The sequence below is a fragment of the Ligilactobacillus sp. WC1T17 genome, assembly GCA_900110005.1.
In the GTDB taxonomy this organism is placed as follows: Bacteria; Bacillota; Bacilli; order Lactobacillales; family Lactobacillaceae; genus Ligilactobacillus; species Ligilactobacillus ruminis_A.
The window spans coordinates 1-23,784 of sequence record FOCC01000019.1; the positions used below are offsets into that span (position 1 = coordinate 1).

The 23,784-nt window shown below is 41.2% G+C and carries 29 protein-coding genes and 1 pseudogene; 18 read left to right on the plus strand and 12 right to left on the minus strand.

Features of this window, described 5'->3' with window-relative positions:
• The 4 genes and pseudogenes from tnpA to BMX26_RS09835 form a co-directional block, all read left to right on the plus strand.
• The coding region (gene tnpA, locus BMX26_RS08965; protein ID WP_075531077.1) for an IS200/IS605 family transposase at positions 1-301 on the plus strand (301 nt) is incomplete at its 5' end.
• Between the two features lie 194 nt (positions 302-495).
• Positions 496-1,131, plus strand: coding sequence for a hypothetical protein (locus BMX26_RS08970; protein WP_075531078.1), 636 nt, complete (start codon positions 496-498; stop codon positions 1,129-1,131).
• A gap of 184 nt (positions 1,132-1,315) precedes the next feature.
• Entirely contained in the window at positions 1,316-1,972 is a 657-nt protein-coding gene (locus BMX26_RS08975; RefSeq protein ID WP_075531079.1) for an ABC transporter ATP-binding protein, read from the plus strand.
• Positions 1,973-2,126: 154 nt separating this feature from the next.
• Positions 2,127-2,741: pseudogene (locus BMX26_RS09835) on the plus strand (HAD family hydrolase).
• 34 nt (positions 2,742-2,775) lie between these two features.
• Here the strand turns inward: BMX26_RS09835 and BMX26_RS08990 are convergent.
• Positions 2,776-3,852, minus strand: a complete 1,077-nt coding sequence (locus BMX26_RS08990; protein WP_075531082.1) for an Mbeg1-like protein — start codon at positions 3,850-3,852, stop codon at positions 2,776-2,778.
• A gap of 11 nt (positions 3,853-3,863) precedes the next feature.
• Complete coding sequence (locus tag BMX26_RS08995; protein WP_143454898.1) at positions 3,864-4,049, minus strand: hypothetical protein; 186 nt, start codon at positions 4,047-4,049, stop codon at positions 3,864-3,866.
• Positions 4,050-4,177: 128 nt separating this feature from the next.
• Here BMX26_RS08995 and BMX26_RS09000 point away from each other — a divergent pair, with 128 nt between their 5' ends.
• From BMX26_RS09000 to BMX26_RS09025, 6 genes are all read left to right on the plus strand, one after another.
• Complete coding sequence (locus tag BMX26_RS09000) at positions 4,178-5,602, plus strand: C69 family dipeptidase (protein WP_075531084.1); 1,425 nt, start codon at positions 4,178-4,180, stop codon at positions 5,600-5,602.
• A gap of 436 nt (positions 5,603-6,038) precedes the next feature.
• Positions 6,039-7,100: an ABC transporter permease gene (locus tag BMX26_RS09005; protein WP_075531085.1), complete on the plus strand. Its 1,062-nt coding sequence runs from the start codon at positions 6,039-6,041 to the stop codon at positions 7,098-7,100.
• Between the two features lie 4 nt (positions 7,101-7,104).
• A complete protein-coding gene (locus BMX26_RS09010) occupies positions 7,105-7,776 on the plus strand; it encodes an ABC transporter ATP-binding protein (RefSeq protein WP_075531086.1) in 672 nt (223 codons plus the stop codon).
• Between the two features lie 50 nt (positions 7,777-7,826).
• A complete protein-coding gene (locus BMX26_RS09015) occupies positions 7,827-8,336 on the plus strand; it encodes a TetR/AcrR family transcriptional regulator (protein WP_075531087.1) in 510 nt (169 codons plus the stop codon).
• Between the two features lie 290 nt (positions 8,337-8,626).
• Entirely contained in the window at positions 8,627-9,385 is a 759-nt protein-coding gene (locus tag BMX26_RS09020) for a threonine/serine ThrE exporter family protein (protein WP_075531107.1), read from the plus strand.
• A gap of 10 nt (positions 9,386-9,395) precedes the next feature.
• Positions 9,396-9,833 (plus strand): threonine/serine exporter family protein, encoded by a 438-nt coding sequence (locus tag BMX26_RS09025; protein WP_075531088.1) that lies wholly within the window; start codon positions 9,396-9,398, stop codon positions 9,831-9,833.
• A 63-nt stretch (positions 9,834-9,896) separates the two neighbouring features.
• On the opposite strand, the gene BMX26_RS09030 is transcribed toward BMX26_RS09025, so the two are convergent.
• The 3 genes from BMX26_RS09030 to BMX26_RS09040 all read right to left on the minus strand — a co-directional run bounded on the left by BMX26_RS09030 (position 9,897) and on the right by BMX26_RS09040 (position 11,567).
• Positions 9,897-10,430, minus strand: a complete 534-nt coding sequence (locus BMX26_RS09030) for a flavodoxin family protein (RefSeq protein WP_075531108.1) — start codon at positions 10,428-10,430, stop codon at positions 9,897-9,899.
• A 56-nt stretch (positions 10,431-10,486) separates the two neighbouring features.
• Complete coding sequence (gene ndk / locus BMX26_RS09035) at positions 10,487-10,894, minus strand: nucleoside-diphosphate kinase (RefSeq protein ID WP_075531089.1); 408 nt, start codon at positions 10,892-10,894, stop codon at positions 10,487-10,489.
• Between the two features lie 76 nt (positions 10,895-10,970).
• Positions 10,971-11,567, minus strand: coding sequence for a TetR/AcrR family transcriptional regulator (locus BMX26_RS09040; RefSeq protein WP_075531090.1), 597 nt, complete (start codon positions 11,565-11,567; stop codon positions 10,971-10,973).
• A gap of 171 nt (positions 11,568-11,738) precedes the next feature.
• Between BMX26_RS09040 and BMX26_RS09045 the strand changes: the two genes are divergently transcribed.
• Positions 11,739-13,790, plus strand: coding sequence for an ABC transporter ATP-binding protein/permease (locus BMX26_RS09045; RefSeq protein ID WP_075531091.1), 2,052 nt, complete (start codon positions 11,739-11,741; stop codon positions 13,788-13,790).
• 226 nt (positions 13,791-14,016) lie between these two features.
• Here the strand turns inward: BMX26_RS09045 and rhaD are convergent, their stop codons facing one another.
• Genes rhaD through rhaB form a run of 3 tightly spaced genes read right to left on the minus strand, consistent with a single transcriptional unit; the run spans position 14,017 to position 17,630 of the window.
• Positions 14,017-14,835 (minus strand): rhamnulose-1-phosphate aldolase, encoded by an 819-nt coding sequence (gene rhaD, locus BMX26_RS09050; protein WP_075531092.1) that lies wholly within the window; start codon positions 14,833-14,835, stop codon positions 14,017-14,019.
• Positions 14,836-14,895: 60 nt separating this feature from the next.
• Positions 14,896-16,164 (minus strand): L-rhamnose isomerase, encoded by a 1,269-nt coding sequence (locus tag BMX26_RS09055; RefSeq protein WP_075531093.1) that lies wholly within the window; start codon positions 16,162-16,164, stop codon positions 14,896-14,898.
• A 14-nt stretch (positions 16,165-16,178) separates the two neighbouring features.
• Entirely contained in the window at positions 16,179-17,630 is a 1,452-nt protein-coding gene (rhaB, locus tag BMX26_RS09060; RefSeq protein WP_075531094.1) for a rhamnulokinase, read from the minus strand.
• 131 nt (positions 17,631-17,761) lie between these two features.
• On the opposite strand from rhaB, the gene BMX26_RS09065 reads away from it, so the two are divergent.
• The 3 genes from BMX26_RS09065 to BMX26_RS09075 all read left to right on the plus strand — a co-directional run bounded on the left by BMX26_RS09065 (position 17,762) and on the right by BMX26_RS09075 (position 20,345).
• Positions 17,762-18,745 carry an AraC family transcriptional regulator gene (locus BMX26_RS09065; protein WP_075531095.1) on the plus strand — a complete coding sequence of 328 codons (984 nt, stop codon included), beginning with the start codon at positions 17,762-17,764 and terminating at the stop codon, positions 18,743-18,745.
• A gap of 124 nt (positions 18,746-18,869) precedes the next feature.
• Entirely contained in the window at positions 18,870-19,133 is a 264-nt protein-coding gene (locus tag BMX26_RS09070) for a hypothetical protein (protein WP_075531096.1), read from the plus strand.
• Positions 19,134-19,382: 249 nt separating this feature from the next.
• Entirely contained in the window at positions 19,383-20,345 is a 963-nt protein-coding gene (locus BMX26_RS09075; RefSeq protein WP_075531097.1) for an alpha/beta hydrolase, read from the plus strand.
• A gap of 176 nt (positions 20,346-20,521) precedes the next feature.
• On the opposite strand, the gene BMX26_RS09080 is transcribed toward BMX26_RS09075, so the two are convergent.
• The 4 genes from BMX26_RS09080 to BMX26_RS09095 form a co-directional block, all read right to left on the minus strand.
• Positions 20,522-20,830 (minus strand): hypothetical protein, encoded by a 309-nt coding sequence (locus tag BMX26_RS09080; RefSeq protein ID WP_075531098.1) that lies wholly within the window; start codon positions 20,828-20,830, stop codon positions 20,522-20,524.
• 56 nt (positions 20,831-20,886) lie between these two features.
• Positions 20,887-21,150: a hypothetical protein gene (locus BMX26_RS09085; RefSeq protein WP_075531099.1), complete on the minus strand. Its 264-nt coding sequence runs from the start codon at positions 21,148-21,150 to the stop codon at positions 20,887-20,889.
• A gap of 11 nt (positions 21,151-21,161) precedes the next feature.
• A complete protein-coding gene (locus BMX26_RS09090) occupies positions 21,162-21,533 on the minus strand; it encodes a YjcQ family protein (RefSeq protein ID WP_075531100.1) in 372 nt (123 codons plus the stop codon).
• 185 nt (positions 21,534-21,718) lie between these two features.
• The gene (locus BMX26_RS09095) at positions 21,719-21,910 is read right to left on the minus strand and encodes a hypothetical protein (protein ID WP_022280854.1); all 192 of its coding nucleotides are present in this window, start codon (positions 21,908-21,910) and stop codon (positions 21,719-21,721) included.
• Between the two features lie 269 nt (positions 21,911-22,179).
• Here BMX26_RS09095 and BMX26_RS09100 point away from each other — a divergent pair, with 269 nt between their 5' ends.
• From BMX26_RS09100 to BMX26_RS09120, 4 genes are all read left to right on the plus strand, one after another.
• Positions 22,180-22,392, plus strand: a complete 213-nt coding sequence (locus tag BMX26_RS09100) for a hypothetical protein (protein WP_075531102.1) — start codon at positions 22,180-22,182, stop codon at positions 22,390-22,392.
• Between the two features lie 71 nt (positions 22,393-22,463).
• Positions 22,464-22,688 (plus strand): hypothetical protein, encoded by a 225-nt coding sequence (locus tag BMX26_RS09105; protein ID WP_075531103.1) that lies wholly within the window; start codon positions 22,464-22,466, stop codon positions 22,686-22,688.
• 307 nt (positions 22,689-22,995) lie between these two features.
• On the plus strand, positions 22,996-23,514 hold the full coding sequence (locus tag BMX26_RS09115) for a hypothetical protein (protein ID WP_075531105.1): 519 nt from the start codon (positions 22,996-22,998) through the stop codon (positions 23,512-23,514).
• Between the two features lie 61 nt (positions 23,515-23,575).
• Positions 23,576-23,784 (plus strand): hypothetical protein (locus tag BMX26_RS09120; RefSeq protein ID WP_075531106.1); only part of this gene is annotated, 209 nt, incomplete at its 3' end.

The window sequence follows — 23,784 nt, forward strand, 5'->3', positions numbered from 1 at the left end:
AGAAGTAACTGTTAGTCAGCTAGAGGTTATGCCAGACCACGTACACATGTTAATTTCTTTTAAGCCTAAATACGCTCCATCTAATATTGTTAAAAATCTTAAAGGAGCGTCAGCTAGAATATGGTTTAAACAATATCCTGAAACTAAAAAATTATTGTGGGGTGGACATTTGTGGTCGCCTAGTTATTATATGGGGACTTTAGGTGATATGAGTAAAGACGTTGTAGAAAAATATATTGAATCGCAGTATACAGAAGCTATGAGAAGGCAACTTAAAGGCTATTATGGTAAAAATAGATAAGACAGTTTGGCGGGCTTGACCCCTGATTAAAATCAGAGGTTTGCGCCCGTTTTATAATCAAGACATTTACGACCTGTATAAAGATGTCGAAATAAATCCGGGGTCTACTTGATTTCATCTTCCTTCAACAGCAAAAATTGGCTTCAAGATATGCGGGCCAGTGGAACTTATAAGAATCTTCCAAACCAGCCTTTTTGGGAAATGAAGTTTTCTGCCAATTATTTGAAAAAAATTCATTTCAAGGTTTCAAAAAAATTTTAAGTCAAGCCAATGCAGGCACCAGGGCCTATTTTGTCCCTGATTCACTGTATTCTAAGGATACTTTAGCCTATCTGAAAGAAGAAGCAACAGATGGTATTACAAAAGGAGATGTCCAAACACCCTTTGTAAAAAAAAAACGGAAATTTCGCTTCGTTTCTTACCATCCAAACAGATCTTTTTTCACCTGGAACGATAATTCCAAATATGCAGTGCGAACTAAAAATCCCATCATCTGCTTAAGTACGGCTGCCAATATGAATTACATTGATATCGGCAATCTGCTGGCAGTCGGATTCGACGGCAGTCTACGCTTTGAAAATAAAACAGCAAAAAAGAAGGCCCTTACTTTCGACCGCTTGGCAGCACACAGTCTTAGCGATAACGCCATGGATTTTGCCAGTGTTCAAGGCTACATTGACGGTTTGCAAAAATCGCTTTGGAAAACGGTCACCCTCTTTTCAACCGTTATAGCGCTGTTTTTAATTGTCCTTGTTTTCATGCTGCTGGTCATATTCTCAATTTATCAGCTGGCAAATCAAGAGCGCATCGCAGTCAAAAGATTTTTATGATTCTCAAAACCGCAACTTTACCGTTTGCCGTTTATCATAATTTTAACAAGCTGCGCTTTGGAAATGGCCATTGTCCTCTTTGTCAAAAGCAAAATCGGAATTTGCTTAATTTCTATCAGCTTTGTCCTTCAGATGCTTATTTTCTGGGGATTTGCAAGCAAAAAAACAACTAATGAGGGGTAAAATGAATGCAATAACAGTTAGAAACCTGACTAAAAGCTATGGAACAAGAACCATTCTCAACGGACTTGACTTTACTATTAAGGAAGGAGAGTTTGTCGCTATTATCGGGCCGTCCGATTCGGGGAAGTCAACCTTGCTCAATATTTTAGGCATAATTGAAGAACCAAGTGCCGGTCAAATTGAATTATTTAACCAGCCGCTTCACAAAATTAACAGCCGTAAAGCAACACTATTGAGAAGAAGTACCATAAATTATCTTTTTCAGTCTTTTGCCTTAATATCAGACATGACCGTCAAAGAAAACCTGCTTTTGGGTATGAAATTTGTTAAAAAAAGCCAAAAACAAAAGCTTGAAAAAATCAAGCAGGTGCTAACCGATTTGGATATCAGCCATTTGTCAGATGACCTTGTTAATACCTTATCCGGCGGTGAACAGCAGCGGGTTTCACTAGCCCGGGCAATCCTCAAACCCTGCAAGGTGATTTTAGCAGACGAACCCACCGGTGCATTGGATCCGCTGCATGCCCAGGATGCCTTTGACCAAATCAGACAAATGCAGCTCAAATACGGAAAAACCGTAATTATGGTGACCCATAACCATGCGGAAGCAAAAAAAGCTGACAGGATTATCGCTTTAGATAGCATCAATAAATTTTAATGTATAACCCAATGCGACCGTTCAACCATATTATTTTTTAGCGGGGATTATTTTAAGCTGCTTTTTTATTAACTTTGAAAAATACCCACAAAACTAAAATCAACCAACAGGAGGAATTTAACCGAAAATCATGCTTAAAGGACTTATTTTTGATATGGATGGTTTATTGATTGATAGTGAACCAATATCATATCAAGCTTTCAACCAAATGCTGGCACCAAAGGCTAAACATATTTCTAAAGTTGACTATGCTAATCATTTGAATGACCACCGTATTGATGAAAATATCAATTATCTCAATAAAACTTTTACTTTAGACCTGGATCTGCCAACAGGTATTGCTCAATTTAGAGCTTTACAAAATAGTTGCTAAAAACGGCATCCCCTTGCGTCCAGGTGCTTTAGAACTCTTAAATTATGCTAAGGCACACCACTTAACCATTCATTTAGCTACTTCAAGCCATCCCAAAAAGCTCAATCTTTGCTTGAAGCAGATAATATTTGGAATTTATTTGATACCTATAATTTTGGTACGGAAGTTGCTTCAGGCAAACCAGCACCTGATATCTTTTTAGAGGCTCAAAATAAAGCAAAACTCAAAAAAGAAGAACTTTTAATCTTAGAAGATAGTCAAGCTGGGATCTTAGCTGCACATCAAGCCCAAATCCCGGTAATCTGCATTTTCGATGTCAAAAAGCCAAAAGCAGAAATTTTGGTCTATACAGCCGCTGTTTATCCTCGTTTAGATTATGTCATTAAATTATCTTGATAAATAAAAAAAGCAGCCTGCAAAGCTGCCTTTTTTAGTTTAATTCACGAATTTGTCGATCAATCGCCTCGCGATAATTGCGGATTAATTCTAAAGTAAGTTTCAGCCAAATATCACGTGAACTCTTTTTACTTTGCAAAAGTCCCATCACCAAAGATTTTATCCCTTTTTGCGAAAACAAATCGCGCAAATAAGGACTGTCAGACCCTTCAGCTAGTTGATATAAGGTATTTAAGAAAAAAGCCTTCTCTTCCGGTGTCGTTTCATCGACCCATCTTTGAATTGCTTGCCGGTTAATCTTGGCAAAGGGAGTTGGACTATTAGCTGTTACAAAGTACCCGTCATTAATCTGCCAAGTAAACATATTGTGCTGCAAGGGTCCTAGACTACTGCTTTTAACGACGACATAATCATCGCTACTGTCTAGCATCGTACCAAAAAGGCTATCTTCGGGGATATATTTGTGGATAATCTTTTGTAAATATTTAGCGCTCTGTCTTTGTTGTTTTGAAAGGCTCAAAAAACCCGGCCCATCAAAATTATCACACCTAATCAATAAGCTTTGAAATGACACAGGTGCTGCTAAAGCACTGTAAATCGCCAGGTTACCCCCTTTAGAATGTCCGCCTAAATAATAGTGTCCCGAATTATTGGCAACAATATGCTTAAAGTAATGTAAAGCCGCCTTTTGCGACGGAATTACCCGTTTATAAGATAAACTGAGGCTTTCTTTCCAACCGGTAACTGTCGCATTAGTTCCCCGGTAAGCAATGTAATAAGTATCAGGTGTCAATTTAAATGTGACTGCACCAAATTGCATTTCTTCAGCCGGATCTAATTTACGCTGAAAATTTTGCCAGGTAATATTTTGAAACCGCCGACTTTGACACAATAACTGTAGCAAACGCTGGTTGTCTTCGCCACCTAAGATATGGCTGGTCATCTTAGTTATCATTTTAGCATCGCTCAAATCTTTAAAACAGTTAATTGCCTTGGCCTGACTATAATCAAAATAAGCAGCCTGTGCCAAAATAAGGGAGTCTAAAGCTGTTAACGCTTCTTCAGCAAAAGTCTTTTGGTTCGTTAAAACATAATCAAAAATTGTGCCCATAACGTCCACGCTTATAATTGAGCTAAAGCATCATTTTTCACTAATCGATGCGTCAAGGCCGTGCCACCTACAATCAATTTCTTCATCTTAAACCACCCCTTCTTTATCTTATTCAGAGATGAATCTTTGCCGATTTTATTTAAGTATACCATTATGACAATCAAAAATCCTCGGATGCCGCGGTTTAATTTCCGCATATGTTTCCCTGAAACGGGTAAATAATTTGATGCCTTTTTTTGCATAAGATAAGCTTTAGAAAGCAGCAGCGCTCTGTTTACTAAGGTGGTATAATTAGGAAGTATTATTTACGAAAGAAGTTGTTTAAATGAAAGATGATGCATGTACCTCAATTATGGTCGGGAAAAAGGCTGCCATGGAAGGCTTTACCATGATTGCCCGCAATGACGATACCTTTTCTCCCCTTGAGCCGCAAAAGTTCGTTGTAAATGAAGCCGTTCACGGACAAAAAGGACGTCATATCAAGTCCTGGCTCAATGGTTTTGAAATGGATTTGCCCGAAGATGCCTACCGCTATACTGCTGTTCCTAACGTTAATTACAAGGAAAAAGGCTACTATGAAGAAAGCGGCATCAACGAAAAAAATGTCGCCATGTCTGCCACCGAATCGACCTACAGTAACGAATGTGTTTTAGCCTTTGATCCTTTGGTTGAAGATGGTTTAGATGAAGACTGCATTGTAAACGTTGTCTTGCCCTACGTGGACTCTGCCCGGCACGCGGTCCGCTTTTTAGGCAAATTAATCAAAAAATATGGTTCTCCTGCCGGCAATTCCGTCCTCTTTTCTGACAAAGATGAAATCTGGTACATGGAAATCGTAACCGGCCACCACTGGGTTGCCCAACGGATTCCCGATGACTGTGTGGCTGTTGCGCCCAACCGGGTTTCTATCCAAGCAGTCGACTTTAACGACAACGAATATTTCATGTGGAGTGAAGGCATCCGGGAATTTGTCGAAAAATACAAGTTAAACCCCGACTTCGACCAATGGAACGTCCGCCACATTTTTGGAACTTATAGCGAACAAGATCGCCACTACAACACCCCTAGACGCTGGTACGCCCACAAGCGTTTTGACCCAAGCTTTGATTGCGACCCGCAGGACCCCGATATTCCTTTCATCAGAAAGGCCACCCACAAGATCAGCCGCGAAGAAATCGAAGCTGTCCTTGGTTCTCACTACCAAGACACTGTCTACGATCCTTTGGGCAAACTTGGCAGCGAATCTGAAAAATACCGCTACCGTCCTATCGGCTTGAACAGGACGCAAAACGCCCACATCCTGCAAATCCGCGACGATGTGGAAGCTGACCTGGCCGGAGTAATGTGGCTTTGCATTGGTGGGCCAACCTTTACGCCTTTTGTACCATTCTTTACCAATATCAATGATACAGACCCATCCTACAATAACACCAGCTTCGAATACAACGCAAACGATGCCTGGTGGTTCTACAAATCATTTGCGGCTTTGGTTGAAAGCCACTACAGCCAATTCGTTCAAAAAGACGTCAAATACTTAGAAGAGCTCAACCGCTACTACCGCAGCCGGGTAGCAAAAATTATTAAGCAAGCGCAAAATAAAACCGGTAAAAAATTGACAAAATTCTTAACCAAGGCTAACCAGGAAACCGTCGCCCACACCAAGGCAGATACCGACAAACTTTGGGGCGAATTATTCAAGGATTCAATCATGATGTCCAAGCTGACCTTTAAGATGGATAAAAACCTGTAAAAATAAAGACCTGACTTTTTTTATGAAAGTCGGGTCTTTTTTTGCATATTAAAATAACAGCCGTTGGTCGTTTTAAGGCTTTGCGCCCTGTCTTTGATGTCAGAGAAAAGCACCAAAAACTTGTTTCATGCAGACCAGTGGAAAGTTTAAGTTAGAAAAATATCTTGACTATACATATATATAATTTATGTGTAATTTTTATTAATTTCGTGATATCTTGTGGTTTTGTACTCATTGCCAACAAAATACAAAACTTACAAAGATTTAAGGTCGTTTATTGGGAGGAAAAAATTGATTTGGCAATCATTGGACCTGTCACCCAAACATAGAGGTCTTAACCTATAATTTTAGTTTTACATTGACACCGTGTCACCGCAGCGGTAAAATATAACCAATCAAAAAGTGACACAGTGTCACTCGAAAGGAAATGAAAATTATGTTTCTTGCTTTTAACGAACTTAAACAAGAAAAATTACGTTATATCATGATAATCATCATGCTGGCCCTCTTATCATACCTGATATTTATCCTGACCAGCCTGACTTTAGGACTGGCCAACGAGAATACCGCTGCAATCACCGGTTGGAATGTCAAAACCGGAGTCTTAGAAAAAAGTTCCGACGCCAACCTGCGCCAATCTCTGCTGACTGCTGACCAGGTTAAAAAATTAACCAAGGATTCTGACACAGCAGTTGTTGCCGAAACTTCTGTTGTGACTAAAGACAAGGGTGCCTCAAAAATTTCTGCAACTTTTGTCGGCCTAAATAAGAGCCAATTCATTGCCAAAGAATTGCAAATCACTTCCGGCCGTAAAGCAAAAACCAGCTCAGAAATTGTCATGGATGATTCCTTCCAAAACAAAGACTACAAACTCGGCCAAAAGGTCAGCTTAAATGACAGCAGCAAAAAATACAAAATTATCGGTTTCACCCATGATGCCAAGCTGAACATCGCACCTATCGTCTACGGCTCAATCTCAACTTGGCAAAACCTTCGCGAAATCGGAACAAACTTCGGCGGAAGCGGGATTTTCTCAAAGAAAGCTGATTTTACGACCTCCGTTAAAAATACCAAGGCTTATACCCTTAAGGAAATCATCAATAAACTTCCCGGCTACTCATCCCAAAATATGACCTTCTCGTTTATGATTGGCTTTCTAATGATTATTTCCCTGGTTATTGTTGCGGTCTTCTTGTACATCATCACCCTGCAAAAACTCCCTAACTACGCCGTCTTACGGGCCCAAGGCGTTCCAAGCGGCTTTTTAATCAGAGCGACTTTGGCTCAATCACTGATTTTGATGATTTTCGGTCTGATTGCAGCGCTGATTTTAGTTGCAATCACTGCTTTGGCTATGCCGGCAGATGTCCCTATGACCTTTAACTTAGGCTTAACGGCCGCCGTCAGTGCAGCCATGATAATCATGGCCATTATCGGAGCACTGATCCCCGTCCGGATGATCGCAAAAGTCGACCCGGTTTCAGTGATTGGAGGCTAAAATTATGGAAAATATTACTTTAAGAAACATTAACAAATACTTTGGTCAAGATATTTCACGGGTCCACGTTTTAAAAGACCTCAGCTTTTCCGCCGACCCGGGTGAGATGGTCTTGATTTTAGGTCCATCCGGTTCCGGGAAGAGTACTTTTTTAACTATTGCCGGCGGCTTGCAGACACCCGATTCCGGCAGTGTTTTCATCGGAAATGAAGACCTGACCAAACTCTCAAACAAGAAAAAAGAAGAACTGCGTCTCAATAAAATCGGCTTTATCCTTCAAGCCTACAATTTAGTGCCATACCTGACTGTTAAGCAGCAGTTTGACCTGGTTGACCGGGTTAAAAAGACTGCCAATATGCCGCGAGAAGAGTTTAACCAAGTCATCCAAAAACTGGATATCGGGCCAATTCTTAATAAATATCCCGATACCCTCTCCGGCGGACAAAAACAGCGGGCAGCGATTGCCCGCTCCCTTTACGCCAATCCCGATATTATTTTAGCCGATGAGCCGACAGCTTCTCTAGATGCAAAAAGGGTCAAAGAAGTCGGCGGCCTTCTGCAAGACCTGGCTCATCAATACCAAAAGACAATAATTGTCGTCACCCATGACATCCGTCTCAATGACTTTGCCGACAAGATTTATCACCTGGATGATGGTCTTTTGCATTTAGCCTGATTTTTTTGGTAAAATTACCCTAAGAATTATCTGCAGTAAAGGGGGATTTTATGCCAAGCACTACTTTTGAAAAACTGCCTTCAGAAAAAAAGGAACGTATCCTAAGCGCGCTCCTGCATGAATTCAGCCAGTATCCGCTGACCCAATCCCAAGTGGCCAGAATTATCAAAGAAGCTCACATTTCCCGCGGGGCCTTTTACAAATACTTTGCTGACTTGACAGATGCTTATACCTGCCTGTATCAAGGGTCTTTAAAAGAAATCCATGCCGGCCTTTCGGTACGTGCCCCGCTCAGTAAAGAAACTGTCGGGCTTTATGTCAATAGTGTCAAAGACTTCCTCGAAAATGCCGCCAAGAGCCCCTACCGCGATTTGGTTAAAATGCACACTTTGTATAACGCTGCATTTTTAGAAGAAAAGCCCCTGCCCATCCAGGCTTCGCCTAAGATGTGGGCGGTGACCTCTCTTTGCCACCAAACTATCCGTGACATCTTGCTGCAGCCCAAAGAAAAGAATGCGGCTCTCAAGCGCCTGGAAACCGCCTTATCAGCCTTAATCTAAAATCAAAAGCAAACCACCCAAAGACTGAAACATTCCTGCATCGTTCGCTTTTGGTTTTCTTTTTATAAAACGAAAGTCTCGTTAACTCGTGTAATCTGCTTCATCTTTTCTGTTTTTAAGCGGTTTAGTTGGGATTATGCATATTTTGAAAATAAAATATGGCTCTTAGCTTCATTAATAGAACATCTCAAGATATTGAATTTTAACTAATCAAAGTCTTGCGTCAAACTTGGCGCAAGGCTTTTTTTAAGCTATACTTTAAGCAAGATTACTTTGTAGGTGAATTTTATATGAATGAAGATCAACGTTTCGAACTGCTTTACCAAGTAGGTGAAGAACTCTTAAAAGACGGAGCTGAATTGGGACGCGTCGAAACAACCGTCGCTTATTTAGCAGAAAGCTTTGAACTGCAAGAATTTTCCTGTTTTATTATGATTAACGGCATCTTTATGACCTGCCGCAAACATAACGGAGACGTCTTAGCTAAAAATAAAGAAGTTCCTTTGGCCACTGTCCAGCTGGATAAAATCGATGCTATCAATGATTTTTCCCGCAAATTAACAGCTAAGAAAATCTCGATTGCTGCTTTCAGCCGGCAATTCAACCAAATTAAACAGGATTATCAACCACAGTTAAAGCGGCAGTTTTTGGCCTATTGCCTTGGCAGCGCTAGTTTTTGTATCATCTTTAACGGTACCTTGCCCGAAAGTTTTGCCGCGCTTTTTTTAGGCCTTTTTATGGCTTTTTATTTGCTTATTTTAACACCCAAGTTAAAGCTCTCCAAGATTTCATTAAATATTTCAGCCAGTTTTTTGGTAAGCATTTTAGCTCAAATCATTCATGGCTTCTTTCCTTGGCTAAAGCTCAGCAGTCTCGTGATCGGCGGCATTATTGCTCTTGTACCGGGAATCTCCATTGTCAACGGCATCCGCTACCTCTTTAACGAAGACTACCCTTCTGGTTTGGCTCAAGTCACCGACGCTTTAGTGATTTCTTTGTGTATTGCCTTTGGTGTTGGCTTAGCGCTGTGGACATTCGATTTATTATAGAGGTGGAATAATGTTTGCGATTTTTTTACAATTGGCAGCTGCCTTTTTAGGAACTTTCTCTTTTGCTATTATTTTTAAAACCCCCAGTAAATATTACGTTGCTTGCGGTTTAATCGGTACTATAGGCTGGGGCGTTTATCTTTTGATAATGGCGGCTATGCATAGTCTTTTTGCCGCTTCCTTAATTTCTTCTTTTGTCTTGATTGTTTTATCCCGCTTCGCCGCCTACAATCTCAAAGGGCCGGTAACTATTTTTTTAGTTTGCGGAATCTTTTGCATTGTCCCAGGAATTGGTATCTATAACGTAGCCCATAATTTTGTCAGCAACGACTTTAATCAAGCTTTCACCAATGGAATTTCCGTCCTTAAAGTGTGTTTAGCTATGACTTTAGGAATTGCTTTTGGCTACGAACTTCCTGCCAAGTTGTTCATCAAGCTCAAAAAATAAGGCTTTGACCGTGAGTCAAAGCCTTTTTATTACCACACTGTTTTTTCCCCGTTAGCTAAAATTTTAGCTTTTCTTTCCAATTAGATATGCTTCCTTGGTAAAACCGGCCAACTTAGCTTCATTCCAAGAATCATCGGCGTAAACATCGCCTAAACTAGGCCACCGCATATAATCCTGCAATTTTTGCATTTGCAATTTGATAGCAGCCAAATCATCTTGACTGCCATACCCCGTAATCAAAACAACTGAATGTTTATCTTTTAACTCATGATTATAGTTGTAAAAGCGGTCAATCACCGTCTTCAATTGCGCATTGATTCCAAAATAATACATTGATGAAACTAAAACGACAACATCTGCTTCCAACAGTTTAGGTATAACTTCTTTTTCAATCAAATCATCATCTTGAATGCCAACTTCCGTTCCGCTGCCTTTTTCCATTTGCAGATAAAATGGCTGCGTTTTGCCTTGCAAACCGGCATCATAGCGGTAAACTTCATTTTCAGCTTCTAAAGCTCCCTTTTCAAAAGCATCTGCCAATTGTTTGGACATCCCTGGATTATGCGGACTGCCGGTTAAAATAACAACTTTACTTATTAACTCAGCTCCTAATATAACTAAAAAACGGTGCAGTTTACCACTACACCGCTTACTTAAAACCAAATTGCAATTTCGCGTTCAGCACTTTCAACGCTATCTGATGTATGCACGACATTTTGAATCGCACCTTCCGTTTTAATCGCATAATCTCCGCGAATAGTACCAAAAGCTGCTTTGGTTGGATAAGTATCACCGGCCATACGGTGCATTTCATCAACCACACCCAAGCCTTCAACGACCATGGCTACAATTGGGGCACTTTCCATGTATGACACAATACCTGGAAAATATGGCTTGCCAACTAGTTGGTTGTAGTGTTCTTTTAACATGTCATCGGTTGCTTGAACCATCTTCATATCAACTAACTTGAAACCTTTTTCTTCAATCCGTGTAATGATATGCCCAATGTGATGGTTTAAATATCCGTCTGGCTTAATTAAGACTAAAGTTCTCTCTGTCATGTTAACACCTCTTCATATATTCTCTTCTTAGCTTACCATGATTCACGGTTGACGTCTATTTTTAACCCTTAAAAATCTACCGGTGCCAATTAACGCCGGTAAAATTTTGATCAGAAGTTAAACCGTGCATAATGATTTGACCAACATCCGGCATTATTTTATCCATTTGCTTAGGATTACTTTGTTCATGAATATAGATTGCTTGAAGCAAAACCATAATCGCTTCATCACTAGCAGGGGTCGTAATAAACCCTGATTTGCGTCCTTCTTTAATGATTAATTTCAAAATAATATCAGCTTTAACTTTGGCATAATCCAACAAAGATTTATTTTGCCGCAAAATCTCGACAAATTCTTTAATGACCGGTTCAGGCATTCTTTCATTCAAATGGATTTGCTTTGGCAAAGCCTCTAACCGTTTGACAAAAGTCATTTCCGGTTTTTGCAAGTAATCGAGTACTTCAATTGTATGATGATCAATAATTTTTTTAATTACTAATTCAATCAATTCATCTTTGTTGCCAAAATACTTATACATCGTCACATAAGAAATCTTTGATTCTTGACTGATTTGTCTTACATTCGTTGCTAAAAAGCCATTTTTGGTCATTAAACTGAGGGCAGCATCGATAATTTTCTGCTTATTTTTCGCTTTTTTGGCCTCACGATTCATTTAATAACCTCCTTACTCTTTTCTATGCTAGTAGTATATCACGCCAAAGTTAAATATTTCATTTATTTATTTAATTTTTATTGACAAATAATTTTTACTGTGTAAAATAAAGCACATAAATTAAACAATTGATTTTAATGTTTAAGTTTTTATAAAGGAATGTGATTAAATATGGCTTACTTAGAGCTGAAAAATATCAAAAAGTCCTATTATCTGGGCAAAGAAGAATTTCCCGTTTTAAAAGGCATAAGTTTAGACTTCGAATTAGGCGAATTTGTTTCTATTTTGGGTGAATCAGGGGGCGGAAAGTCAACTTTGATGAACATCATTGGCGGGTTAGACCGGGCCTTTGAAGGTGAAGTTATCGTCAACGGCCAAAAGCTGGACCATAGCCAGGAAAAGAAGATGGACCAGTATCGCCGCGATGAAATCGGCTACATCTACCAATCCTACAACCTAATCAACCACCTGAATGTTTTGGAAAACGTCAAGCTGTCTTTAGATATGACCACTTTGACTGCCAAGGAACGTGACAATCGGGCCATGGGCCTTTTAAAAAGAGTCGGCTTGGCAGAACATGCCAAGAAGTATCCTAACCAGCTGTCCGGGGGTCAAAAGCAGCGAGTCGCCATTGCTCGGGCACTTGCCAGTGACCCTAAGGTAATCATTGCCGACGAACCTACCGGGGCTTTGGATGCGGAAAACACCGAAGACGTTTTGAAGATGTTAGACGAAATTGCCGCTGAAGGCCGGCTGGTTATCGCAGTGACCCACTCCCAGCACGTAGCCGATGCAAGTACTCGGATTGTCCATTTGGCAGAAGGTCAAATTGACGGCGATGAACGCCTTCGTCCGGCCTACCCGGTAGATAATGCCAGCCACCGTTTAACCTCAAAGGCCTTGTCATTTGCAACCAGCATGAAGTCGGCTTTCAAGCACTTCAAGTACCACCTGGGTCGAAACTCCCTGATTATCGCTGGGACTGCCATTGGGCTATTCGCGGTTATCTTATTTAGCGGTTTAGGCACCGGGGTTAACGGTTATGTTAATAAGCAGATTACCGACATGGTCAATCCTAATGCCATCTTAGTTACCCGCTACATCAAGACTTCTTCAAGTACCGGTTCAACTTCAGGTGGAGCCTCGACCTCATCAACGGGCACTTCAACCGGTACTACTGGGACTTCTAGCAATGCTGCCCGTCAGCAGGCCATGATGTCCATGATGTCCGGGAGTGCTACCAAAGATTTCAGCAAGTCCGAAGTTAACAAGATTAAAAATTTAAAGCACGTTGACTCTGTGCAAAAGCTCTACTCTGCATCATCTGTTACTGTTGAGTACAATAACAAGTCTGCTGTGGCAACCACTTTATCCAACTGGACTTCCTCAAACTCCAACGGTTCTATCAAAAACGGGACTAAGCCTGATGTCGGCGAAGTTGTCTTAGACAAGAATACTATTGCCAAGTACCTGAAGAAAAAAGGTCAAAAAACCAGCTCTTTAATCGGCAAGACTGTTAACCTGTCCTACACTACTACCGGCAAGAATGGCAAGCAGGTTACGGTTAAGTTTAAAGCCAAGGTTTCTGGGATTGCTTCGGGCCAATCAGGCGCATCATATATTAACACCAAGACTTTAGTCAAGGCGATGAAGGACAATGCTGTTAAGCCTGTTTCTTCAGCCTTAGCTGTTAAAGTTGACAGCATGGACAACACAAACGATGTTACCAAGAAGATTGAAAATATTAAGAAAGATGGCGACCAGATGTTCAACGCAACCTCTGTCTCATCCATGATTTCAACTGTGCAAACTTACATTGACTTAATTACCAATATTCTCTCAGGTATCGCTGCTATCTCACTGTTAGTTTCTGCCTTGATGATTATCGTAACCATGTACATGTCTGTTGCCGACAGGACCAAGGAAATCGGGATTTTGCGTGCCTTGGGTGAAAGCAAGACCGACATTCGCCGGATGTTCATCTCCGAATCATTGATTATAGGGTTAATCTCCGCCGTAGTCTCAACTATCATTGCCTTTGTTGCACAAGCCGGTGTCAATGCTGCCTTGTCAACCATCGCATCATACGCTTTCATCCAGATTTCATTTGACAATATCGTATCAGTCTTTGTCATCGCCGTAGTTATTTCCTTGTTAGCTGCCTGGCTCCCAGCCCGTCACGCTGCATCCTTGAATCCAATTGATGCTTTAGCTGCTGACTAATATCTAAAAAAATATTTTCTACATGTAAAAAGCCCCTAAAAGACCAAATCTTTGGGGCTTTTTAGTTTGCTGCTTTTTTCGATGATGGGCCGTAAATCAAGACTGCAATTGCAAAAAATGCTGCAGCAACAATCCTGACATAAATTCAAACCTTATTTGTATAGCAAAAAAATTTCCCAGCCACGCATGACCGGGGAATTTCTTACTATTATTCTTTAGTCAGCTCTTAGTCTAAGAACTTAGGGTTGCCGACAACACCGAAGGCATCTGCCAATTCGTGGAGCTGTTCGTCAGTGATAGCTTGCTTAATTTGCCCGCCTTGAGCACCAATTTGACTGTAGATTGTAGCAGCTTTTTCAACTGTTTCAATCAAACCGAATGTTTCATCTGGATTGTCACCGACAGCGAAGATACCGTGGTGAGGCCACATAACAACCTTATATTCTGACATCTTCTTAGCAGTTGCTTCACCGATTTCGTTAGTACCTGGTGTCATGTAAGGGATGATACCAATACCTTCTGGAAATACTACCAATGATTCAGCCTGCATCTTCCATAAGAGACGGGAAATGTGACGTTCGTCCAAATCTTGAGTAAATGAAAGTGCAATGAAGTTTGTTGGATGGCAGTGCATAACCACACGGTGGTTAGGGTTAACCTTTAAGCGGGCGATGTGAGCCATCAAGTGGGTTGGCAATTCTGAAGTAGGACGGGCACCGTCTTCAAAGCCCCAGCGTAGTTCTGCCTTTTGACCATCGTCTGAGATGCGGATTAAACCTGCATCCTTGGTTGGGCGGGAAGTAACATTACGGAAGTAGCGGCCGGAACCTGTAACCAGGAAGTATTGGCCTGCAACTTCTTTAGCGTCAAAGCCAAGGTCGAATTCACGCTTAGTTTTCTTAACGTCTTCAAAGTCCTTCAAATCTTCTTCAGTCAAACGAATACTTACGTTACCACCGTTACGTTCATCCCAACCGGCATCGTATGAACGGAAAGTGATATCACGCAATTGTTGTACGTAGTCTGAGTCGATAAATTTAGTCATTTTATGATTCCTCCGAAAATTATATCTGTCTTTATTTTTTTAATTGTAAATTCTTTTTTATTAAGCACGCTTGGATAAAACGTCTTTTTCGTATTGGCGAACTTCTGCCAACCAGTCCAACCCAACAGGCACATTGTTTCTGCGGCAGAATTCATCCCAAACAGCACCGAATGGATAGCTCTTAAGTTCTTCTGTTTCTGCCAAACGGGTTGTGAAATCGTAGTTTTCTTCGTCCTTCTTCAATTCGGCGATTGGTGCTAGGTATGCTTGCAAGAAGGCCTTTTGCGTAGCGCGGGCACCGATGACCCAAGCTGCAATGCGGTTGATAGTTGCATCGAAGAAGTCGATACCAACGTTAGTCTTCTTTAATAAGTCTTCACGGACAAGTGTGCGGGCGATGCGAACCAAAGTGTCATCCAAGATAACTACATGATCTGAGTCCCAACGAACTGGACGAGAAACGTGGAGTTGCAGCCCCTTGCCGAACAGTAAGAATGATGAGAACTTGTCTGAAACATCTTCTGTTGGGTGGAAGTGGCCGGAGTCAATTGTCCATAACTTGTTGCGGGTCAAGGCGTAGTTTGCGTAGAATTCGTGAGAACCGGTAGTGTAAGCTTCGATACCTGTCCCGAATAACTTACCTTCGTAAGTTTCGATGGTATTTTCTTCTGGAAATTGTTCTTCATTGATTTCATCCAAGGCTTCCATCAAGCGCTTGCGTGGAGCTAATTTGTCGATTGGGTTGTCCTTGAAGCCGTCTGGAATCCAGAAGTTGTTGACTGATTGTTGACCCAATTCTTGGCCAAAGTAGTTGGCAATCTTGCGTGATTGCTTGCCGACACGAATCCAGAAGTCACGGACTTCTTTTTCAGGTGAAGATAAAGTCATGGAGTTCTTAACCATTGGGTGGGAGAAGAAAGTCCCATTCATGTCAAGACCAACGCCTTCTTTTTTAGCCCAGTCTACCCAGTACTTGAAGTCTTCTGGACCAACTTCGTCCAATTCTTTCTTCTTGTCAGTCACAGCGTAGATTGAGTGAAGAGCAACCTTTTTCTTTGAACCTGGGATAAGGCTCAAAGCTTCGTGCAAGTCGCCGGTTAATTCGTCCGGTGTGCGGGCACGGCCAGGGTAATTACCAGAAACTGTCAAACCATCACCCAAGTCAACGTCAGGGTTTAAGAAACCGTGAACGTCGTCTCCTTGCCAGCAGTGAACTGATAAGGTGAAGTCTTCCATTGCCTTCAAGGCAGCTTCTGTGTCAACGCCAAGTTCTGCGTAGCGTGCTTTGGCTAATTCGTATGCGTCTTTTACTTCTTGTTCTTTAACCATGTTTAAGTCCTCCGTTATTTTTCCAAGAATGCTTGATAGTCTTTCAAGACTTGTGAATATTCATTAGTTTTAGGTTCAAATTCCTTTAAATCAAAGGAATCAGCAATCAATTGGCGACCTTCTTTAAGATTTTTAACATCGCCGTTTGAAATCATGGAAACCATGATGTTGCCGATGGCGGTAGCTTCGCCTGGACCTGCGACAACCTTAATTTGAGCCAGGTCAGCGGTTAATTGGTTCAGTAAGGCAACATTGGAACCTCCGCCGACGATGTTTAAAGTTTCAATCTTTTGGTCTAGGATTTGACCGAGCTTTGAAATCTGATTGGCATAGAATAAGGCCAGGTTTGAATAGGCAGCCATGACCAACTCGCCTGGAGTTTTAGGGACCTTTTGGCCGTGTTCCTTGCAGTAGGCCTGCAGTTCCTTAATCATGCTTTCAGGGTTGGTGAAGCGGTCATCGTTGATGTCGATGAACTGTTCAAACGGCTTAACCTGACCGGCTAATTCAGCCAGTTGCGGGAAGGAGTACTTGCCGTCGTATTCTCTTTGAATACATTGGACAACCCACATCCCCATGATGTTCTTCAAGAAGCGGTAAGTCCCGTAAGCGCCCCATTCGTTAGTGTAGTTTTCCAAATAAGCTTCGTGGCCGTTTTCAGGAATTCTAAGCTCCTCGCCAAGCAGTGACCAGGTTCCTGATGACAGGAAGGCCCAGTCATGCCCCTTACCCGGTGCCCCGACAACCGCAGAAGCTGTATCGTGTGTCGCAACTGTGATTACCCGTACCTCAGGCAGGTCGTTTGCTTCTTTCAAGTCTTCCTTGACTTGACCCAGGTAAGTCCCGGCATCAACCAAAGGAGGAAACTTTTCGGAAGCAACTCCGATTTCATCCAAGAGCTTGTTGTCAAAGAGTCCATGACGCAGGTTCAGCATTTGAGTGGTTGAAGCATTGGTTACTTCAGTGACCGCCTTGCCTGTCAGAACATATCCGATGTAGTCAGGCACCAGCATGATGTACTTTGCTTCGTCCAAGAGGTCCTTGTCTTCCTTGTACAATTGGTACAAGGTGTTGAAGTCTTGGAATTGAATCCCTGTCTTCTTGTAAATTTCTTCTTTAGAGATTGAAGCTGTCAATTCTTCAACCGCATCCTTTGTCCGGGCATCCCGGTATGAGATAGGGTTGCTTAACTTCTTGCCGTCTTCTCCGACTAAGACGTAATCGACAGCCCAGGTATCAATCCCCAAGGTTACTTTATCGATTCCTCTTTGCTTAACCTTTTTCAAACCGGCCAGGATTTCACTAATCAAGTGGTCAATGTCCCATCTGTCGTGACCATCTTCCATTTTGAAGCCGTTTTTGAAACGGTGAATTTCTTCGAGTACCATTTTTCTATTTTTAATTTGAGAAAGCATTAATCTGCCGCTTGATGCTCCGATGTCAACAGCAATGTAGTATTTACTCATTTTTGCACCTTCTTTTGTATCCGTTTTCCTTATTGCACGATATATTGTATTCGTTTTCCCAATATGCTACAATGACACATATCCACTTAAAAAGTATCAAATGTACAGATAGAGAAAGGTTTAATTTTTTTATGGAACAAGCACTTATGCACCACCTTTTGGAGCTTAATGATATTGAAAAAAGGCAAAAAAAAACCGGCACCTTCATCGAAGACATGCCGGCTGAAGCCTATGTTAAGAAAAAGCAGCCAAAGACCTTGAATGACTCTTTTTTCCAGAATAAAGATATCTACGTCAGCCGCCACAACCGTTTTGCCCCCTACCCCATGCACACCCACACTTTCTTGGAAATCAACTATCTGTTGCAGGGGCAAATCGATGAAAACATTAACGGCAAAAAAATCCACCTAACCCAGGGGGATTTGATCCTGCTTGACGTAGGAACCAGCCACTCTTTGGGGACCTTGGCAGAAGACGGAATTTTGATCAATATCTCTTTTATGGATAAAAACATCTCTTTGAATTTCTTGAAGAACCTTAAGGGAAGCAATAACATCTTGTACCAGTTCTTGTTAAACCGGTCCTTAGACCGGGATGCCTCCCAGGACTACCTGATTTTTCGAACTGAACACAACCAGAAAATCCGCCAAATCCTCGACGAAATCATTGCCGAATACTACAACCAGGCAGATTTTTCGGACATTGTGATCAAGTCTTACCTAAACATTCTTATCACCCAGCTGATTAGAAACTATCAGGTTCAAGCCCCCCAAGCTGAAAATTCCAAGCAAGATCTGGCCTATGAGCTTTTAGAAGACATCGCCGCCGAATATGCCACCATCTCCCTGCAGGATTTGGCCGACCGCTATGCTTACAACCGCAATTACCTGTCTAACGTCTTTAAAGAAGAAATCGGCTTGACCTTCTCGGAGGCTTTAAACCAGCAGCGCATCATGCAAGCCCACAACCTCTTATTATCAAGCGACCTGCCTATCAGCACCATCATCGACCGGGTAGGGATTTCCAACAAGTCTTTCTTCTATAAAAAGTATTTTGAACAATACCACATGACACCTAAGGAAAGTCGAAAAGCAAACCAGACTACTATTTGGTAAGGATAAACAGGAGAAGAAATCATGAGGATTAGTCAAATTAAACTTTCATACACAGAAATTGTGTGATTCGGGATTGATATTAACGGGAATGTCTTTGACATGTACTTCAGCGGGAGTTGGTAATGTGCCGGAATACGTATGCGGCAGCCAAGAAGAAACCGATAAACTTCTTGATTACTTTACCAATAAAGCACCTAAGATTACAAAAGAATATTTGTTAGTGCATCACGATAAAAGTCTTGTAGTATCTGATGCTATAGAATTTTCTTCTAAAGGAATTTATTGTTTTGATATTACAGACTATAAAAAATATGACCAATACGGGTGCATCGCAATTCCCGAAAAGCCGCTTAATATATCTCAACTTCCATACATATCCAAAAAATAATCTCAGATCATCTTTATCCTAGAATCTTATCAAAAAGGCCCATCAAAGTAAATCATGCATATGCGTATACCACTTTCGTCAAAAATAGATTTTTATGCTCAACAAATGAATAACATGCTTTCCGGTAATTTATCAATTTTGGTAGAGATATAACATAGAGAATTTCATCGATATCGACTTTTAGCATTGCTCTTTATTTAGAAAGCGCTTACAATATAAAATGAATTTTATTGTAAAGAAGGTTTTTTGATGTTACACGAAACAATTCAGCTATATCCAGATAACAAACTAGTCACTTTGACGACCTATGTCTTAGACGACTCGTCTGAAATGCTCAAGGGCAAGGCCCGTCCCGGCATCATTATCTGTCCTGGAGGCGGCTACTTCTCTTGTTCCGATAGAGAAGCAGAACCAATCGCCATGAAATACGCTAGTGCCGGCTACCACACCTTTGTCCTGCGCTACACAATCTACAACGATAACGGCATGGCCCTTCCTGACCTAAGTAAGCCTTTGCCATTAAAAGAAGACCGGATCTTCCCAAGACAAATTCGTGACTTGGCTCATGCCATGGTTTACGTAAAGAAACATGCCAAAAAATGGCACTTGGACCCAGACAGAGTAGCTGTTTCAGGCTTTTCAGCCGGCGGTCACAACGCAGCCCTGTACTCTACCCGCTGGAACGAACCCGTCATCACCGATCTGTTCTCAGCTGAAGACCAAAAGCTCCTGAAGCCGGCTGCAGCCATCCTGGGCTACCCTATCACCGACTACCACCTGCTGTATGAAGATTTGAAGAAACAGACCAACCCAATGGACAAGTCTTTCATGTTGGCAAGCAACGTGGCCTACATCGGTGTTGAACAGCCTAGTGAAGAACAGCTTGCAGCAGCCAGCGCAGTCGACCATGTTTCAAGCGATACTCCGCCAACATTTATCTGGACTACCCGCGGCGATAAGCTGGTCGATCCTAAGCAGTCTACCCACTTCTTTGAGGCCCTATTGGACCACGGCATCCCGGTCGAACTCCACATCTTTGAAGAAGGCCCACACGGCTTGTCCTTAGCAACCCAGGCGGCTGCCCAATCTAAGTCGCAAATCTTCGCCGATGCCGCTAAATGGTCCGACTTAGCCTTAGCTTGGCTCGAAAAACGCTTTGCCCTGCCACTGCCTGAATTATCCGACTATGAGGAACTGTTACAAAGAAAATAAATCAAAACTCCGCTTCTCTTTTGTGAAGCGGAGTTTTTTGCGCAAAAAATGCACGATTTTAGGCCAAACCGTGCATTTTTCTTTTACTCTACTTGTAAATCTTTACTGGTCCCAAAAGTCCTGCCTGCTTAAGAGCAATATATTGAGACATAGCGTCCGCCACAGCCGGTCCTAAGTTATTCTTCAAGGTCGTTTGGTCCCTGCTTCAAATCAACAGCTGGAATGTCAAACCTGTATGGAGCACAGATCCTTTGTCCCAAATCATGACCATTAACCTTAACCTGAGCGACTTCGCCGACTTGTTCCAAGTCAAGCTTCAGTTTTTGGACCTCATCAAGGTCAAAGGCGGTCTGGTAACGCATGTTGCCGCCAAAATCTCTTTGTCCCGGCAGTCTGTTCACGTTAACCAGCTTATCCAACTTTTGTTCTTGGCTGAAGTTTGGATATTGCTTGGCTGTGGCCAAACTCAAGGTCCAGTCGGTCAATTCGAGAAGTTCTTTAGATGCTTCAAATTTTTCGGCAACAGGATATTCCTTAGAACTTACGACCAGAACCAGACTTTGTCCCTGCCCAGGCTGAGATGGTGTAAATCGGCTGCGTACAGCTTGTTTAAAACGGCATCGTAGATATAAGTTTTGCCGCCATTTGCATCCAGCTGAACTTTAAATTCCAGGCTTCCATTCACACCCTCATTGAGGAGCATGATTACCCGATTACCATCTTCTTGCAGGTAGTCGTACGCCCGCAAGCTGGCAGCTGCTGGAGATATATTTAAAATCCTGTATTCTGATAATGCAGCTTGCACCTCTCCAAGTCCTATACAAATACGGCCCTCCAAAATTGGAGGGTCGTTAAACTAAAAAGCGGAAGCCAGTTCTCAGCTTCTTTGAAAATATTGTATGCTTTAATCATCATCGAATTTTCCTTAAGATATTGTAGCCCGGAACTTGTAATTTCCAATTTGTTTATACCAGTTACAATCCTGGTGCTTGTCGTTGCTGTTATCCGTACACCTTTAATATGACCATCATCTGAAAGCATTGACAATGTTTGGCAAAATTGTCTGCTCGAAATATTGAGTGTACCAGGTGAGAGAACATCTACATCCACGTCAATACCATTTTCATAACAATATTTCAAATATGATAAAATTTTATAAGCAATTGAAAAATAGTCATTATTACTCATAATCAGCCACTCCCCATAGCGCACGACTCAATTACGGGATATTCTTTCAAAATATTAACAAGCGTAGATATAACATGCTCTTTAGAGTAAATATTACAAAAGGTGTAAGGTATATCCGTATTTTTCAACAGTAACCGTTGCTTCTTCAAAATCAAAAAAAGCACCCACGTTATTTATGTGAATGCTTAACCTACATTTACTTCTGGCCATTCTGTCATTTTTTCTGACTCTTCAAACAATCTTTTATCAATATATTCATTTTCTTCAGACGTAAGAGGTTGTTCACCCTTCGGAAGAAACTCACTAATCGGGTGAAGTGTATCTTTTATTACTTTGCCATCATAGCACATTGCCTTTTCAAGCATTTCTTCAATCATAGCTTTTCGCATTTCACACCAAACCTTTCTAGCTCACCTATAACTTTATAGAAAGCCTTCTCCACGCCTAAATTATAAGGCGGGCTAATATATTTTTCAACATTTTTGTCAAAGACATGTTTTTCAAATACGACCCTCCAAAATTGGAGGGTCGTTAAACAAAGAGAAAGAGATTTTATTTGCTAGGAAATCGTCATTTAAAGTTGTAAAATACTACTTAGAGGAACGTTCTAATAATAAATTAGTTCCGATTATAGAGGTGGTAGAAAATGAATAAGAAACCGTATTCTGACAGAAGATGGTACGATGCTGATTTTGAAACTGTAAAGAATCTTAAACCCCTTGAGCGTTCAGAAGAGTATAAGAAAAATGCAAAGGAATTTTTCAGCGGGCTGTTTGGCAGAGAATTCAAGGACGAAGATTTGCCGGAAGAACTGAGACCTGCAAAAACGAATGACAAAGACAACGAAGACGACAAGTAGCAAATAGTATTCACAAATACGACCCTCCAAAATTGGAGGGTCGTTAAACAAAAGAACAAGGTTTCCAGCCATTGTTAATTGACAAACAAGGGTTGGATAATGACTTGTATGACTTAGCTGAGAAAATTAAAGCTGCTCATGTGCCATGTGAAAAATTTGCGCTTGTTAAGATTGATGCATTTGAAGCATCACTCGCATCCGAACAAATGCAAGGTTTTTGGGAAGCCACGACACCTGAGCTGTCATTTGATGGCTTAACTGATGAGAGTCTGACAAAGGGGGTGAACGAACTGTGAGAGTCACGTTTACGATTTCCAATAAACCTATTCTGACATTAAATGTCGATATGGCCACAAAGTGTGTTACAACAGAATATTGCGATGATCCGCGAACAGTTGATCCCATTATTTTACCCGAAGAGCGAACATATGACGGATTGACACGTCGATTAAAGTTTTTAATGAGTGATAAGCCAGACGACCGGTCATTGCCTGAGTTATTGGCGGATCTTAAAGTTAATGGTATTGCTGTCCCATGGCAATACAATTTAAACGTTATAGTATCGGAATAATGATATATCTAATGATATCAAGAAAGGGGGTCATGACAGCAACGGCTGAAAAGGTAGAAACAACTACCAATAAACAAATAAATGCTGACAAACAAGTCCGCCATATTTTATGGGATATTGAGTCGTATGAAAATTTATTCATTTGCGGTATGTTGGATGATAATGACTATTTGGAAATGTTTTATCGCGTACCTGATGACCATCCCGAATATGTTGCTGAGATTGATAGAGCGTGTCACGACCGGTGTTTCCGATATAAGTTATATGACTTAGCCAAAGATATTTCACGGTTTAAGTGGCACTTCGAAAAGCATATTCCCGCATCGGGAAAGCCAACATTGTTAGCTGACTTTTTGGGTGAAGCGGATAAAAAAGTTGAGCCAAAGAAAAATTGGTATTTCGGATTTAACACTTTGTCTTATGATATTCCAATGTGTGATCATATCATTCTCTCATCATTAGCAAATCGTTTGCAAACAACCACGGCTTCTATCAAAGCATATTCGCAAATACGACCCTCCAAAATTGGAGGGTCGTTAAACCTAAAATGACATATTATGAGGCTAACGAATTGTCAAAAGAAAAGTATGTCTATAAAGGTGGTGATAGCTAATGATGTTTGAAATGATTTTGCTTGATAATAACGATAAATCTGTAACATATGAAGTTAGGAATCATGATAAAAATATAAAAATAGATAATATCACAGTTAATAAACACGATAAAAGCTATGTACTTGAATCAGGAAAAAAGATTGATAATCAATTTATTAGCGCCACTTACAGGGTGATTTTGAAATGTTTGGAGGATGGAAAATATCC

Excerpts from the sequence above, each read along its gene's own strand:
- BMX26_RS08975 (WP_075531079.1), top strand. The coding sequence starts at position 1,316 with ATGAATGCAATAACAGTTAGAAACCTGACTAAAAGCTATGGAACAAGA.
- BMX26_RS08990 (WP_075531082.1), bottom strand. The coding sequence starts at position 3,852 with ATGGGCACAATTTTTGATTATGTTTTAACGAACCAAAAGACTTTTGCT.
- BMX26_RS08995 (WP_143454898.1), bottom strand. The coding sequence starts at position 4,049 with ATGCGGAAATTAAACCGCGGCATCCGAGGATTTTTGATTGTCATAATG.
- BMX26_RS09000 (WP_075531084.1), top strand. The coding sequence starts at position 4,178 with ATGAAAGATGATGCATGTACCTCAATTATGGTCGGGAAAAAGGCTGCC.
- BMX26_RS09005 (WP_075531085.1), top strand. The coding sequence starts at position 6,039 with ATGTTTCTTGCTTTTAACGAACTTAAACAAGAAAAATTACGTTATATC.
- BMX26_RS09010 (WP_075531086.1), top strand. The coding sequence starts at position 7,105 with ATGGAAAATATTACTTTAAGAAACATTAACAAATACTTTGGTCAAGAT.
- BMX26_RS09015 (WP_075531087.1), top strand. The coding sequence starts at position 7,827 with ATGCCAAGCACTACTTTTGAAAAACTGCCTTCAGAAAAAAAGGAACGT.
- BMX26_RS09020 (WP_075531107.1), top strand. The coding sequence starts at position 8,627 with ATGAATGAAGATCAACGTTTCGAACTGCTTTACCAAGTAGGTGAAGAA.
- BMX26_RS09025 (WP_075531088.1), top strand. The coding sequence starts at position 9,396 with ATGTTTGCGATTTTTTTACAATTGGCAGCTGCCTTTTTAGGAACTTTC.
- ndk (WP_075531089.1), bottom strand. The coding sequence starts at position 10,894 with ATGACAGAGAGAACTTTAGTCTTAATTAAGCCAGACGGATATTTAAAC.
- BMX26_RS09040 (WP_075531090.1), bottom strand. The coding sequence starts at position 11,567 with ATGAATCGTGAGGCCAAAAAAGCGAAAAATAAGCAGAAAATTATCGAT.
- BMX26_RS09045 (WP_075531091.1), top strand. The coding sequence starts at position 11,739 with ATGGCTTACTTAGAGCTGAAAAATATCAAAAAGTCCTATTATCTGGGC.
- rhaD (WP_075531092.1), bottom strand. The coding sequence starts at position 14,835 with ATGACTAAATTTATCGACTCAGACTACGTACAACAATTGCGTGATATC.
- BMX26_RS09055 (WP_075531093.1), bottom strand. The coding sequence starts at position 16,164 with ATGGTTAAAGAACAAGAAGTAAAAGACGCATACGAATTAGCCAAAGCA.
- rhaB (WP_075531094.1), bottom strand. The coding sequence starts at position 17,630 with ATGAGTAAATACTACATTGCTGTTGACATCGGAGCATCAAGCGGCAGA.
- BMX26_RS09065 (WP_075531095.1), top strand. The coding sequence starts at position 17,762 with ATGGAACAAGCACTTATGCACCACCTTTTGGAGCTTAATGATATTGAA.
- BMX26_RS09075 (WP_075531097.1), top strand. The coding sequence starts at position 19,383 with ATGTTACACGAAACAATTCAGCTATATCCAGATAACAAACTAGTCACT.
- BMX26_RS09090 (WP_075531100.1), bottom strand. The coding sequence starts at position 21,533 with ATGAGTAATAATGACTATTTTTCAATTGCTTATAAAATTTTATCATAT.
- BMX26_RS09095 (WP_022280854.1), bottom strand. The coding sequence starts at position 21,910 with ATGATTGAAGAAATGCTTGAAAAGGCAATGTGCTATGATGGCAAAGTA.
- BMX26_RS09100 (WP_075531102.1), top strand. The coding sequence starts at position 22,180 with ATGAATAAGAAACCGTATTCTGACAGAAGATGGTACGATGCTGATTTT.
- BMX26_RS09115 (WP_075531105.1), top strand. The coding sequence starts at position 22,996 with ATGACAGCAACGGCTGAAAAGGTAGAAACAACTACCAATAAACAAATA.